This window comes from Blautia massiliensis (ex Durand et al. 2017), from assembly GCF_001487165.1.
GTDB classification, from domain to species: domain Bacteria; phylum Bacillota; class Clostridia; order Lachnospirales; family Lachnospiraceae; genus Blautia_A; species Blautia_A fusiformis.
Map to the genome: position 1 here is coordinate 1,017,954 of NZ_LN913006.1, position 14,010 is coordinate 1,031,963.

At 40.5% G+C, this 14,010-nt stretch carries 15 protein-coding genes; 14 read left to right on the plus strand and 1 reads right to left on the minus strand.

The annotated features are described in order from the left end of the window. Positions 1 to 6 precede the first annotated feature (6 nt). From BN3261_RS05640 to BN3261_RS05665, 6 genes are all read left to right on the plus strand, one after another. The gene (locus tag BN3261_RS05640; protein ID WP_015524892.1) at positions 7 to 1,386 is read left to right on the plus strand and encodes an FtsW/RodA/SpoVE family cell cycle protein; all 1,380 of its coding nucleotides are present in this window, start codon (positions 7 to 9) and stop codon (positions 1,384 to 1,386) included. Next, entirely contained in the window at positions 1,289 to 2,782 is a 1,494-nt protein-coding gene (locus BN3261_RS05645) for a peptidoglycan D,D-transpeptidase FtsI family protein (protein ID WP_110925757.1), read from the plus strand. Before BN3261_RS05640 ends, BN3261_RS05645 begins: the two co-directional genes overlap by 98 nt. 100 nt (positions 2,783 to 2,882) lie before the next feature. Further along, entirely contained in the window at positions 2,883 to 3,338 is a 456-nt protein-coding gene (locus tag BN3261_RS05650; protein WP_015524893.1) for an NUDIX hydrolase, read from the plus strand. 64 nt (positions 3,339 to 3,402) lie between these two features. After that, complete coding sequence (locus BN3261_RS05655) at positions 3,403 to 3,714, plus strand: hypothetical protein (RefSeq protein ID WP_059085676.1); 312 nt, start codon at positions 3,403 to 3,405, stop codon at positions 3,712 to 3,714. Between the two features lie 4 nt (positions 3,715 to 3,718). After that, positions 3,719 to 4,789, plus strand: a complete 1,071-nt coding sequence (locus BN3261_RS05660; RefSeq protein WP_059085677.1) for a DUF2953 domain-containing protein — start codon at positions 3,719 to 3,721, stop codon at positions 4,787 to 4,789. Then, positions 4,773 to 5,144, plus strand: coding sequence for a GerW family sporulation protein (locus tag BN3261_RS05665; protein ID WP_015524896.1), 372 nt, complete (start codon positions 4,773 to 4,775; stop codon positions 5,142 to 5,144). Before BN3261_RS05660 ends, BN3261_RS05665 begins: the two co-directional genes overlap by 17 nt. A 294-nt stretch (positions 5,145 to 5,438) precedes the next feature. Here BN3261_RS05665 and rpmB read toward each other — a convergent pair whose 3' ends face one another. Further along, a complete protein-coding gene (gene rpmB, locus BN3261_RS05670) occupies positions 5,439 to 5,627 on the minus strand; it encodes a 50S ribosomal protein L28 (RefSeq protein WP_015524898.1) in 189 nt (62 codons plus the stop codon). 430 nt (positions 5,628 to 6,057) lie between these two features. Between rpmB and BN3261_RS05675 the strand changes: the two genes are divergently transcribed. From BN3261_RS05675 to brxC, 8 genes are all read left to right on the plus strand, one after another. After that, positions 6,058 to 6,372, plus strand: a complete 315-nt coding sequence (locus BN3261_RS05675) for a hypothetical protein (RefSeq protein WP_022427240.1) — start codon at positions 6,058 to 6,060, stop codon at positions 6,370 to 6,372. 24 nt (positions 6,373 to 6,396) lie between these two features. Then, positions 6,397 to 7,032, plus strand: a complete 636-nt coding sequence (locus BN3261_RS05680; RefSeq protein WP_059085678.1) for a hypothetical protein — start codon at positions 6,397 to 6,399, stop codon at positions 7,030 to 7,032. 148 nt (positions 7,033 to 7,180) lie between these two features. After that, a complete protein-coding gene (locus BN3261_RS05685; protein ID WP_059085679.1) occupies positions 7,181 to 7,834 on the plus strand; it encodes a vWA domain-containing protein in 654 nt (217 codons plus the stop codon). 65 nt (positions 7,835 to 7,899) lie between these two features. Beyond that, complete coding sequence (locus BN3261_RS05690; protein WP_059085680.1) at positions 7,900 to 8,727, plus strand: zinc ribbon domain-containing protein; 828 nt, start codon at positions 7,900 to 7,902, stop codon at positions 8,725 to 8,727. Between the two features lie 198 nt (positions 8,728 to 8,925). Then, positions 8,926 to 9,213: a helix-turn-helix domain-containing protein gene (locus tag BN3261_RS17170; protein WP_110925758.1), complete on the plus strand. Its 288-nt coding sequence runs from the start codon at positions 8,926 to 8,928 to the stop codon at positions 9,211 to 9,213. Beyond that, positions 9,213 to 9,803 carry a DUF1819 family protein gene (locus tag BN3261_RS05700; RefSeq protein ID WP_059085681.1) on the plus strand — a complete coding sequence of 197 codons (591 nt, stop codon included), beginning with the start codon at positions 9,213 to 9,215 and terminating at the stop codon, positions 9,801 to 9,803. The genes BN3261_RS17170 and BN3261_RS05700 overlap by 1 nt, the downstream gene beginning before the upstream one ends. Positions 9,804 to 9,805: 2 nt before the next feature. Then, the gene (locus BN3261_RS05705) at positions 9,806 to 10,393 is read left to right on the plus strand and encodes a DUF1788 domain-containing protein (protein WP_022427246.1); all 588 of its coding nucleotides are present in this window, start codon (positions 9,806 to 9,808) and stop codon (positions 10,391 to 10,393) included. Positions 10,394 to 10,410: 17 nt separating this feature from the next. Further along, the gene (gene brxC / locus BN3261_RS05710) at positions 10,411 to 14,001 is read left to right on the plus strand and encodes a BREX system P-loop protein BrxC (RefSeq protein WP_059085682.1); all 3,591 of its coding nucleotides are present in this window, start codon (positions 10,411 to 10,413) and stop codon (positions 13,999 to 14,001) included. Positions 14,002 to 14,010 lie beyond the last annotated feature (9 nt).

Sequence of the window (14,010 nt, forward strand, 5' to 3'; positions counted from 1 at the left end):
AAGTGTATGATTAATGTAATTACAGAATTATCTAAGTATGTGATCCTCACATTGATGATCGTCTATACCTTTCATTGTTTTTATATGGTGTGGCGGCAGGATGAGGAAGAAAAGAGAGAACTGCTCCATCAGCAGCTGACCATGATCTTTTTTATTGATTTTACAGCATTTCTTGTGATCTATTTAAAAAGCATGGATTTCAGGGTCATCCTGTTCTATATCGAAATGATGATCTTTTTTGCAGCGATCCAGATCCTTTATCGAATTATTTATCAGAATGCATCGCTGCTTCTTTTAAATAATATGTGTATGCTCCTGAGCGTAGGATTTATCATGCTCTGCCGGCTTTCACTTCCGTCTGCAACTAAGCAGCTTCTGATCGTGGCCGCAGGTAGTGCAGTATCACTGGTAATACCGGTAATGATACGAAAAATGAAATTTTTAAAGGATCTTACATGGGCTTATGCCGGAATTGGTATTGTACTTCTGGCGGCAGTTCTTGTTCTGGCAAGCACAAGCTACGGTGCAAAGCTTTCTCTTATGGGAATCCAGCCTTCCGAGGTGATCAAGATAACCTTCGTATTTTTTATGGCATCACTTCTGTGTACCAAGGTGGATTTTCGCAAAGTAGTACTGGCTACGATCGTTGCAGTGATCCATGTAGGGATCCTGGTTCTTTCCAGGGATCTGGGTAGTGCAGTAATCTTTTTTGTCACCTACCTTGTACTGATCTATGTGGCAACCAGGAATCCGAGCTATTTATTTCTGGGACTTGGCGGAGGATGCGTTGGTTCGGTGATCGCATATCATCTTTTTGGACATGTCCGTCAGCGAGTCAGTGCCTGGAAGGATCCGATGGCTGTCTATCAAAATGAAGGTTATCAGATCGTGCAGTCTCTGTTTGCAATCGGAACCGGAGGCTGGTTTGGAATGGGACTTTGCCAGGGCTCTCCGGAGAAGATTCCGGTCGTAAAAAATGATTTTATCTTCAGTGCTATTTGTGAGGAACTGGGTGGCATTTTTGCCATCTGCCTGATTCTTGTATGCACAAGCTTTTTTCTGATGATCGTTACTATTGCACTAAAGATCAGGAATCCGTTTTATAAACTGATCGCACTGGGGCTCGGAACAGAATATGCTTTTCAGGTATTTCTGACCATCGGCGGTGCAACCAAGTTTATTCCAATGACAGGAGTTACACTTCCGCTGGTGAGTTACGGAGGCAGTTCTGTCATGTGTACCATCCTGATGCTTGCGATCATTCAGGGACTGTATATTCTGAGGGAAGATGAGGACGAACAAATTGAAACGCAGCGAAAAGAAACGATTGAAAGAAGAGGAAAGAGAGCAACGCCTGAGAGAAAGAGAAATCGCCAGACTCCGTAGAAAAAAGAACCGGCCTTTAACTTTTGTATCGGCCTTCTTTATATTGATCTTTGTCAGTCTGATCGGATATCTGGCCTATTTTGACGCCATAAAAAGCGAAGATTTTATCAACAGCCCGTACAACACCCGTCAGGATACATTTTCGGACCGGGTAGTACGTGGAAGTATCCAGTCTTCGGATGGTGAGGTTCTGGCACAGACCAATGTGTATGAAGATGGAACAGAAGAGAGAACGTATCCGTTTTCCAATATTTTTGCACATGCAGTAGGATATGATACCAATGGTAAGAGTGGTTTGGAATCGGAAGCAAATTTCCAGCTTCTCACCTCACATTCATTTTTTCTGGAACAGATGAAAAATGAATTCCTGGGAAAAAAGAATCAGGGTGATACCGTGATCTCCAGTCTGAATGCAGATCTTCAGACAACGGCATACAATTCTCTGGGAGACCGGAGAGGAGCGGTAGTTGTACTGGAACCATCCACCGGACGTATCCTGGCTATGGTGAGCAAACCGGATTTTGATCCGAACACGATCGCACAGAACTGGGATACCCTTGTTAATGATGAAAGTAACAGTAGCCTTTTAAACCGTGCAACCAATGGAGCTTATCCTCCGGGATCAACATTTAAGATCGTCACGGCACTGGATTATTTCAGACAAAAGGGATCACTGGAGGGATATTCCTATCTGTGTCAGGGAAGTATCACAGTGGATGACCACACGATCCAGTGTTACAATGGTGCAGTACATGGACAGGAGGATTTTTATTCCGCATTTGCACATTCCTGTAACTGTGCATTTGCAGATATGGGACTTGGTCTGGGAGGAGATACTCTGAAAAGTACTGCAGAGGATCTGCTCTTTAATAGGGCGCTTCCGCTGAATTCCTATAAAACCAGTCGCTTTACCCTTGATAAAGATTCTCCGAATGCACTTGTGATGCAGACCTCGATCGGCCAGGGTAACACTCTTGTTTCTCCGATGCATATGGCATTGATCACAAGTGCCATCGCCAATGATGGTATACTGATGAAGCCAACCATGATCGATAAGATCGTGAATAATTCCGGTGATACGGTCAGGGAAACAGAAAAAACAGAATACAAACGTCTGATGACAAGAAATGAAGCCAATATCCTTGGAAAACTAATGAAAAATGTAGTTGAAAACGGTACGGCTTCCGCATTGAATGGACGAGGATATACTGTTGCCGGAAAAACCGGTTCTGCGGAGTTTGATGAAAATGGTTCCAGTCATTCCTGGTTTGTGGGTTATTCTAATGTAGATGATCCGGATATCGCCATTGCAGTGATCGTGGAAAACGGCGGAACCGGAAGTGAAGCGGCAGTTCCCATTGCGGCCGATGTTTTTGATGCATATTATTTCGATTAAATTGAGAACAGTATCTGCTTCTTGCCCCTTGCCTATAAGGTGAAAAAGAGGTATACTATAGCCAGTGCAAAAGACACACGCATTACAGGAGGATTGCAATATGATAGAAGCAACAAGCTGTGGCGGTGTGGTAATTCATCGGGGTAAGATCCTGGCATTGTATAAATCCTACAGAAACCGTTATGAAGGATGGGTGCTTCCCAAAGGAACTGTAGAAAAAGGAGAGACTTTTGAGCAGACTGCTTTACGTGAAGTAATGGAAGAAGCAGGTGTTCGGGCCTCTATCGTGAAATATATCGGTAAGAGCCAGTATAATTTCACCGTTCCGGAGGATGTGGTAATGAAAGAGGTACACTGGTATCTCATGATAGCTGATAATTATCATAGCAAACCCCAGCGAGAGGAATATTTTGTAGATTCCGGATACTATAAGTTTCATGAGATCTATCATCTTCTCCGTTTTTCCAACGAGAAGCATATCGTGGAACAGGCCTATCAGGAGTATCTGGAAATGCGAAGTGAGGGCGTCTGGGCGAAACAGCAGAAGTATTTTTAACAACAGGACAGGGCTGTGTACTTACGCAGCCCTGTTTGGCATTATAAACGGAGGTGATGGCAGATTGCTGAAATGGATGAAAAACTATTACATAGGAAATGATGTAAAAAATCCTACTAGAATAAGAGCCAGGATCACTGCTGGCAAATTCGTGCCGGATATCTACGTTGTTACTTTGTCTGATAATCCCGGAAATATTTTGGAAATTCTTCCCGCAGGCATGCTTGTACAGCGAAGCGCCAGAGCCACCTGTCCTTTGATCGTTGGAATGGCCAGAGGGAAATCCGGTGCTATACAGATGGTACAGGATATGATCGAACAGGTTTATACCGAAACTGGAAATTTTAAAATAAAAGAATATCTGAAAAACAGGTGAACCAATGTTGCATATATTATGGCTGATAATAAAATGGATATTGATCCTTCTGGGGATTCTGATCGGGCTGATCTTTCTGATCCTGCTGCTTCTTTTATTTTGTCCAATCAGATACAGAGGGAATTTAAAAAAAGACCGTACGGATAGTCTTCGCGAAATACATGCTACCGGTGAAGTGAGCTGGCTGCTTCATATAATATCTGCACAGGTATTCTGGGAGCAGGGCGTTCTGAAAACAAAAATATGTTTTTTAGGGATTCCGTTGGAAAAATTAAAAAATCTGTTTCGTAAAAAAAAGAAACCAAGAGCTCTTTCCAACTCCGGAAATCAAAATGCAAAAAAACAGACAGAGGCTTCTGGAAGTCATGAAAAGACATCAAAAAGCGAAAATCAGAACGATACCGCAGAGCTGCAAATGTCTGAGCCTCAGGAAGATACTGTTGAAAATATAAATGAAATTTTGGAAAATGTAATAATGGAGCCGATATCGATTTCCGAAGAAATATCGGAAGAATCGGAAGATGAAAAGAAGCTTCGGACAAAGATTGCAGATTTAATTTCGAATATAGTGGGAAAAATAAAAACGGCAGTTGGAAAGCTGATCCGAATCGTACAGAATTTTCTTGGAATCCCCAAAAGGATTCTGAAAAAAATGCAAAGTCTTGCATTAACAATCCGGAATTTCTGTGATAAGATAAACTGGTGGAAGGAATTTTTAGACCATCCCCGAACCAGAGAGGCTCTTTCCTTTCTGTGGAAAAATGCAAAAAAACTGATTTATCATGTGCTTCCGACAAGGATCACCGGAAAGATCACATTTGGCAATGAAGATCCGGCAGTTACAGGTATGGTATTGGCTGTATTAGGAATGACGATTCCTTTTCATAAAAACAAGATCGAAGCAGCGCCCCTTTTTGATAATGAAAATGTTCTTGAGGGAGAGATCATGTTAAAGGGAAGGATTTATGGAATTGTAGTTCTCACAACAGCAGCGAAGCTTTATTTCAATAAAAATATAAAATACGTCATCCACCGATGGAGACATAAGGAGGTAAATCATGGAGAAAGAGAATAATTTCAAAGATACCGTGAATTCATTATTTAAAGGAATGGATGGCTTTGTATCGGCCAAGACAGTGGTTGGCGATGCCATTCATGTAGGCGATACCATTATCCTTCCTCTGGTCGATGTATCCTTCGGCGTGGGAGCCGGAGCTTTTGAAGGGGACAAGAAGAACAATGGCGGCGGAGGTCTTGCCGGAAAGATGTCTCCCTGTGCAGTACTTGTGATCCAGAATGGAAGCACCAAACTTGTAAACGTAAAAAATCAGGATGGCCTTACCAAGGTTCTGGATATGGTGCCGGATTTTGTGAACCGTTTTGCGCCAGGTGCAGGCAATGCTGAGGATACAGACGGGAAAGAAGAGTAGTATTCCATTTAGATTTCATGCATATACTGTAATAAAAAACAAGAAATGAGCAGACAGGAGTGGGAAAGCTAACTGGTTTTATGCTGTTTTTTATTGGTGTGGGCATGGTTCTTGGTATCCTTATTACAGAGAATTTTATTGTGATCGCAATGGCAGTCATATGTCTGCTATGCGGATATCATATGTTTTGCAGATAAGCGGGAAGTGTGCACCTGGCATACTTCCCGCTTGTAATTTATCTGTCTTAAAGATAAAAAAACAGCCCCCGCATTCTACGGGGGCATACGATATTACTTACGCTCTTTCAACTTTTCCGGATCTTAAACAAGAAGTACATACATACATTTTCTTTGCTCCGCCGGCAGTTGTTTTTACTCTGACGGATTTAACGTTAGATTTCCACATTTTGTTGGATCTTCTATGGGAATGACTCACATTGTTTCCGAAATGAGCTCCTTTATCGCAGATTGCACATTTAGCCATGAATAGCACCTCCTTTTATCAACAGTCACCATTTTAACAGATGAATTGCTCTTTTGCAAGCAAAAAAAGGAAATTTATCAAAAATTCTGCAAAGAGTTTTAAGGAAAGTATTCCATACCTCCAGGAACAGGGCGGATCATGGTGGAATTAAGCGTTGTGTTCTTGCAAGAAAAGCAGTAGCACAGAAAAAGATAAGCCGGAGAGAAGAGCTGATCGGGGTGTAAGGACAGTGTAGTATAAGCACAATGAGTCAGAGATCACGGATAATATTGTGACTTCCGGCTTTTTTGCGTATTGTCGGAAGAATTATAAATGGTATAATGTTTGTAAATGAAATAAAAGAATGTCGCCTGTTATGCGACTTTCAAATGAAAAAAGTGTGTTATTCTGAGATCAAACAAGAGGCTAATAGAGTCAGGAGGGTAAGATTATGAGTAAAAAAGGATATAGCAGACCAGGGTTATTTGGATCCATAAATCATTATGATGCAAACGGAAAAAAAGTGGGCGAGAGCCGACCGGGATTCTTTGGTGGTATGAACGATTATGATGCAAATGGAAAGAAAATCGGACATAGTTCGCCTTCCTTTTTTGGTGGCATGAATCATTATGATAATAACGGGCACAAAATAGGTGAGAGTCGTCCAGGATTCTTTGGCGGTTTGAACCATTATGATGATAAGGGGCATAAGCGGGGGCATAGCAATCCAGGATTTTTAGGTGGATTCAATCATTACGATGATTAAAAATTATAAAAGGCGGTACAGATTATGGCAGATCAGAAGCTGATTGATGAGGTAGGGAAATACATAGACAAGTATTATGAGCCAGTAAAAGATGATATCAAAATGGATAAAGAAATGAAATCCATTTTTGATAAAATTACAAAATTCCGGAAAAAGAGAGCCGAAGAAAAGGCTTTACAGGAAGAGCCGGTAAAAGAAAGCAGTTTTTCAGAAAAAGCATTACCAGAAGAATTTGATGTTTCAACGATGCAGAAGACGAAAATACAAAAAGGTATGTCTTCTACGATGTCAGTAAACAGAAACATTGATAATCTGATGAATCAGCTGGAGGAAACATTTTCACAGAGATTACTCCGAATGATCGATGAGCGTGGTATGACTGATTCAGAAGCATATACAAAGGCATATGTGGATCGTCGACATTTTTCAAAAATCCGGAAAGATGTCAATTATGTTCCAAATAAAAAAACGGTACTGGCTTTTACGATTGCCTTGGAATTATCCCTGGATGAAGCAAAGGATTTACTGGCAAGTGCCGGTTTCGCATTATCCAGAAGTTCCAAAACAGATATTATCGTAGCATATTTCTTGCAGAATAAGATTTATGATATGTTTGAAATCAATGATGTGCTGGATGCGTATGGACAACCAGTGTTTTAATAAAATATTTTGGTGCAATGTCACCTGACAGGCGACCAACCCAGTTGGTTCTGTAGATAAAATGTGATTAACAACAAATATCAGAGGAGGAAATCCCACAAGGGGATACCATGATGGCTTGAAAACAAGCCAGTAAGGAGGAAATCACATGAATACAGAATTGACTGAGTTGGTTTTTATTTTGGACAGAAGTGGATCAATGGGTGGATTGGAAAGTGATACAATTGGCGGATTTAACGGCATGATCGCAAAGCAAAAGGCGCAGGGAAAGAAAGTAAATGTGACCACTATTTTATTTGATGATGAAGTAGATATCATTCATGACAGATTCCCGGTGGAGATCATCGAACCACTCACAGAGAAGGAGTACTTTGTACGTGGCTGTACCGCTTTATTAGATGCAGTTGGAACAGCGATTGAAAAAATGGAAAATGTACAGAAACATCTCCCAGAGGATCACAGGGCAGGAAAAATCATATTTGTTATTACTACAGATGGATTAGAAAATTCCAGTGAGCATTTCACACAGGAGCAGATCAAGCGAAAGATAGAAGCTAAGAAAGAATGTGGATGGGAATTTCTGTTCCTGGGTGCCAATATTGATGCAGGAAGAGAGGCTGAGAAGATAGGGATTGCCAGAAACAGATCTGTAACTTATGAAAATGATTCCAAGGGCGTTGAATTAAATTTTAAAGCTGTAGGAAGAGCAATTTCAAAAGCTGTTGATAGTGATGCAATGATGGATTTTATGGACGATCATTGGGCAGATGAGATTCAGGCATATAAAGAAGGAAAAAAATAGACTGGAAAAACTACTGGAAATGGTAGAGACGGAATTGAAAATGAAAAATTTGGAGGAAAAAGATTATGGCTATGACAACATGCCCGAATTGCGGCGAGCAAATATCAGATAAGGCGAAGAAATGTGTGCATTGTGGAACCGTGTTGGTCCCAGAAGAAAAGAAATACTGTCCGGACTGCGGAGCGGAACTGGAAGAAGGAATGGATATATGTCCGAAATGCGGTTGCCCAATAGAAAACATTATTGAGACAGAAAAAACTCCACAGCAGGTAGAAGTCACCGGTGTGAAGATAACCAAAAAATCAAAGAAAATAATTGTGATTGCAACGATAGCAGTTCTTGTTGCGGCAATCATCACAGCCATTGGAGTACAGACACATAAGAAGAATGTGACAGCGAAGGCAGTGGCAGAGGCCCAGAAACAAAGCGAGAAATATGGGACAAATTTGAATATGGCAGCATATTCCATGCTTTCAGGAGCCAGTGATGCGGAAACATGCGGTAATCTGATCAAGCAGGTATGGTACAACGCAATTTATAAAGAAAGTGATAGCACGACAAATAAATATACAAAACCGGATGGATACTTTGTATCTGACTTTAATGATGCCCTGCAAAAGCTCTTTTCAGATAGCAGTTTCAGTGGACAAATAGCGGATATCAATAGCAATAAAGATACTGTAAACTCCCTGATGAAGAAATTAAAGAATCCACCAGAAGAGTATAAAGATGCTTATGAATCCCTTTCAAAGTTGTATGATGCCTATATATCACTGACAAATCTGGTTACGGATCCAACAGGAAGTCTGCAGACCTATTCCCAGAATTTCAATGATGCAGACAATGAGACACTGAACTGCTATAACGCACTGAAAATGTATTTGGAAGAATAGGAGCAAATCTTATGTGCTATCATTAGATTTTTCAAATGAATCTTTCGCAAAGTCGAAGCTATCATTTGCACTTATTGTTGAAGAAAAATATACAGTATGATACAATAATGAAGATTGAGAGTATAAGGACGAAAAGAAATAATATACTTTCAAAATACAGAAAAACCATAAGTTTTGCATAACAAAGAGGGAATACATATGGCAGTATCATACAATGGATTGTGGAAGCTATTAATCGATAAAAAAATGAAGAAAGTGGATATGATGAACCAGGTGGGAATCAGCAGCAGCACCGTGGCAAAAATGACCAATGACGAGCTGGTTTCCATGAAGGTTCTGGAAAAGATCTGCGAGAAGTTAGATTGTGATTTCGGAGATATTGTCCATTATGAACGCAAGCCGCAAAGCGGCTGCGTTCATGAGCAAGTAGCGAAAGCGGATTGCGAATGTCCGCTGTGCCAGGAAACAAAGGATGGTGGACAGTAATGGACTACAGTGCAGGACTTACATCAAAATTATTCTGGTTGCAAGAATCCAGAAAAACAGCAGCTTATATTCTGGAAGGACTTAGCAAGGCAGACATCCGCAAGATTGCCTGGGAGGAAAATATCTATCAGGTGAAAGCAGAATATCGAGCTTATGAGGTGTTGAATGGAACGTACCGAAGGGTATCAGCCTTACCAGAAGCAGTATTACAGGCATTTATCACTTGTGATGTAGAAACCGCAAAGATTCTGAATCTGATTGCAATTCTGATGGACAGCAGATTATTTTTTGAGTTTTTACATGAAGTATACGACGAGAAGATTCGATTAGGTGAAAAAGAGATCACAGACAGGGATCTGAATGTCTTTTTTGCAGATAAGGCAATGCAGAGTGATGTGGTTGCCGGCTGGACAGATACTGCAGTACGGAAGTTAAAACAGTGCTTTACCAGAATGATGTTTGAGGCGGGATTACTGGAAAGCAGTGCAAAACCAAGAACAATCAAGTCAATTCATATTGATTACCGGACAGAAGAATTACTGACTGCAAATGGGCTTGGCGAATACTTGAAAGCAGTGAAGGGAGTCTAAGGATGGCAAGATTAAGTTTGGAAGAACGACTGAACCGGATTGAGGATAAGATTTCTGAAAAGTCTTTCCGTGAAAATAAAGGACTTGGAAATGAAGTCGGATATTATGTGTTTGATTACGATCCGAGAGCAGAGCTGGAAGTACGGAATCATATCGCATACTTAAAAGACAGAATCAACAATGGCAATAAAGATTTTAAAATCATAGAATTTGACCTGTTTCACACGATGATTCAGGTATTGGAGGAAGAAGGATATCTGGAAGCCTTCTTTGATCTGGAAAAAGACAATGGTTTTTTTGATATGGCAGACAGTCTGGTAGAGACATTGGGACTGGATGAAACGAACGAACTGAACCTGATTATCTCAAAGATTTTACAGGAGGATCTGACAGACAGCGTGATTTTCCTGACAGGAGTTGGAAAATGCCATCCGATCATTGCAAGCCATAATATTTTGAACAATTTACATCAGGTACTGGACAGTGTGCCGGTTGTGATGTTTTATCCTGGAGAATACAGCGGACAGGATCTGAAATTATTTGGAACGATGGATTCCAGAAATTATTACCGGGCATTCCGGCTTGTGTAAAACAAAGGAGAAGAACAATGCAGATTAAAGAGATGTTTGAGAAACAGATTGACCGTGATATTAAGGGCGTAATCAAAGTAGGTCAGTCTGATGAAGAAAACGTATCTCAGGAATTGGACGAATATGTAGTAACAAAAGAATTGTTAAAACATTTCCGTGATTTTTTCGATAACTATGAAAAGGGGATCAATAACAATACGGACAAAATGGGCGTCTGGATTTCCGGTTTCTTTGGAAGTGGTAAATCTCATTTCTTAAAGATTCTTTCTTATCTGCTGAAAAACAGTGTGGTAGAGGGAAAGAGAGCCATCGAGTACTTTACAGACGGAAAGAAAATCGATGATCCGATGCTGATTGCTAAGATGACCAATTCCGGAACCATTTCTTCTGATGTCATGCTCTTTAATATTGATTCTAAAGGATCTGCAAAGGTTGGATCAGGAAAAGAAGCTATCGTGGAAGTATTTATGAAGGTGTTTAATGAAATGCAGGGATACTGCGGATCCATTCCATATCTTGCAGAATTTGAACGTCAGCTGGATAACGAAGGCAGATTTGAAGAGTTCAAAGAGAAATTTGAAGAGATTGCGGGTGCACCGTGGGAGAAAAAGAGACAGGCCTTTGCAGTTATCCAGGATAAAATCGTAAAGACGATCGTGGCTATGGATTTCATGAGTGAAGAGGCTGCCCGCAACTGGTGTAAGAATGCCAAGGGAAGTTATGACCTCAGTATTGAGAAGTTTGTATCTCTGGTCAAAGAGTACTGTGAGAAAAAAGGACCGAACCATCATGTAATCTTCCTAGTGGATGAGATTGGACAGTACATTGCGGATGATACCCAGTTAATGTTGAACTTACAGACCATCGTAGAAGATCTGGGAACTGCCTGCAGAGGAAAAGCATGGGTTATCGTTACCAGCCAGGAAGATATTGACTCTATCACAAAGACAAAAGGAAATGACTTCTCCAAGATTCAGGGGCGTTTCGATACCAGATTATCCCTGTCTGCATCCAATGTAGATGAAGTTATCCGTAAACGTATCCTGGAGAAAAATGAGATCGCAGAATCTGCCTTGAAGCTGTTATATGAGCAGAAAGAATCCATTATTAAGAATCTAATCACATTTACAGCAGATACAGCAGATAAAAAATTATATACAGATAAAACAGATTTCGCTGACTGCTATCCGTTTATCCCATATCAGTTTAATTTGCTTGGACAGGTATTGACAGCTGTGCGTACCCATGGAGCCAGTGGAAAGCACTTATCGGATCAGTCCCGTTCCATGCTGGCACTGTTCCAGGAGTCTGCGATCCGCTTAAAAGACAGCCAGGAAGGCGTACTGGTACCGTTCAGCTATTTCTATGATCCGCTGCATAAATTCATTGATCATCAGCACAGCCAGGTGATTACCGATGCAGAGGATAACAGCCGACTGGATGAGTTCGATGTGGAACTGCTGAAAGTTCTGTTCATGATTAAATATGTCAAAGAGATCAAGGCAAATGTAGATAATCTTACGACACTGATGATCTCCAATATAGATGATGACCGTATTGAAATCCGTGGCAAGATTGAAGAGTCTTTAAAGAAATTGATTCGTGAGACACTGGTGCAGAAGAATGGAGAAATTTATATCTTCCTGACTAATGAAGAACAGGAAATCAATAATGCCATCAATAATGAATCTGTAGAAATGGGAGAGATTATCGGAGAGGCATCCACTGTGATCTTCGAGGAAATCTTTACAGATAAGAAATACCGTTATAGTAGTCGTTACTTATTCCCTTTCAACCAGAAAGTGGACGATCGCTATTTTAAAGGGAATCAGTCGAATGACATAGGGATATCTATTATTACTCCATATGGGGACGACTATCCGGATTCCGCACTTCGTATGCTTTCTACACAGGAACATACAGTGATTATAAAACTTCCAAATGACAGTACGTTTCTGGATGAAATTACAGAATCCATCAAGATTTATAAATTCCTGAATAAAAATGCGGCAGGAGCAAGAGGAACTATTGACAGTATCCGCCGTGCCAAAGAAGATGAGCGTATTGAAAAGAAAGACCGTATCCGTATCTTTATTGAGGATGCACTGAAACATGCAGATATCTATGTGAATGGTGATAAAGCAAATATCTCAGCAAAAGAGCCGGCAAGTCGTATCAATGAGGCACTTGGCAAGCTGGTTGAGATGCAGTATAACAAGCTAACCTACATGGAGACAGCACCGGAACTTTCAGATATTGCGGCAGTGTTTAATGGCAATGATGGACAGCTTTCCTTTCTTGGAACTAGTGACACCACACCGAATAAGCTGGCGCTGGGAGAAGTGATACAGGTCATCAGTCTGAACAATGCGAGACATATGAAAACATCTCTGAAGTCTTTGCAGGATAAATTCGGGGCAGCTCCATATGGATTTGATCCAAAAGATGTACAGTGGCTGGTTGCCATGCTTTTTAAGATGGGAAGAATATCTTTGATTTATAGCAGTCAGAGTTTATCTCTTATGTCTAACACAAAAGATGAACTGGTGCGTTACCTGACCAAACGTGAATTTGTAGAAAAACTTCTGATTGATATCAGAGAACGGGCAACAGATGGACAGATCCGTTCTGTAAAAGAAGTATTAAAGGACTATTTTGGTTATTCTTTATCCAGTGATGATGATGATACCATTATGAGCAATTTCAAGAACAAAGTGCAGGATAAGCTGGGAACATTTGATGAAATTATGATTGAATACCGTATTAATCCAAAGCTTCCCTGCAAAGCTTTAATGGAACAGGCAAAGACAAATCTGGAAGAACTTCTGACGATCAAAGAACCAGTAGAGTTCTTCAAAACAGTAGATAAGAAGCGGGATGATCTGTTAGATGATGCAGAGGATACAGCACCGGTATTTGATTTCTTCAAGGGTGGACAGAAAAAGATCTTTGAGAAAGCACTGGAGCAGATTCAGATGTTTGAAAACAGTAAGGTTTATGTGAGGGAAAAGGAAATTGCTGATAATGTAGCTCAAATGGAAGCGATTGTAAATGCAAGGAATCCATTTGGACAGATACAAAAATTACCGGATATGTCCATGAAATTTGTACAACAGTATGGGGCGTTGCTGGAAAAAGAGACAGAGGCTATGCGCCCAGTTGTGGAAGCCGATTTCAAGACGGTATTAAGTGAACTCGATAGTAAGTCATTTGCAGCAGTTTTCCGTGATAAATTTATTGCGATTTTTAAAGAACTGCAGCAAAAACTGGAAACATCTCAGGAAATTGCGACAGTTAAAAATATACGATTGGAAAGTGATACAAGAAAGTATCAGTGTATGGAGGAAATAAAAGAATACGAAGAAATGCATCAACCGGAAGCATCGGTAACTCCAGTGCCAGATGATAATCAGGTAGAAAATGTGAAACCAGTAACACCATCCGTTCAGCCGAAATCAAAAAAGCGTAAAAATGTATTAATTAGTAATGTGACAGGTGCAAGAACCTATTCCATCGAAAGTGAGCAGGATATTGATAAATTTCTGGCAGAGATGAAGCGAAAATTATTACAGGAGTTGGAAGAGAATACAATTATTACATTGAGTTAAACATTCCAG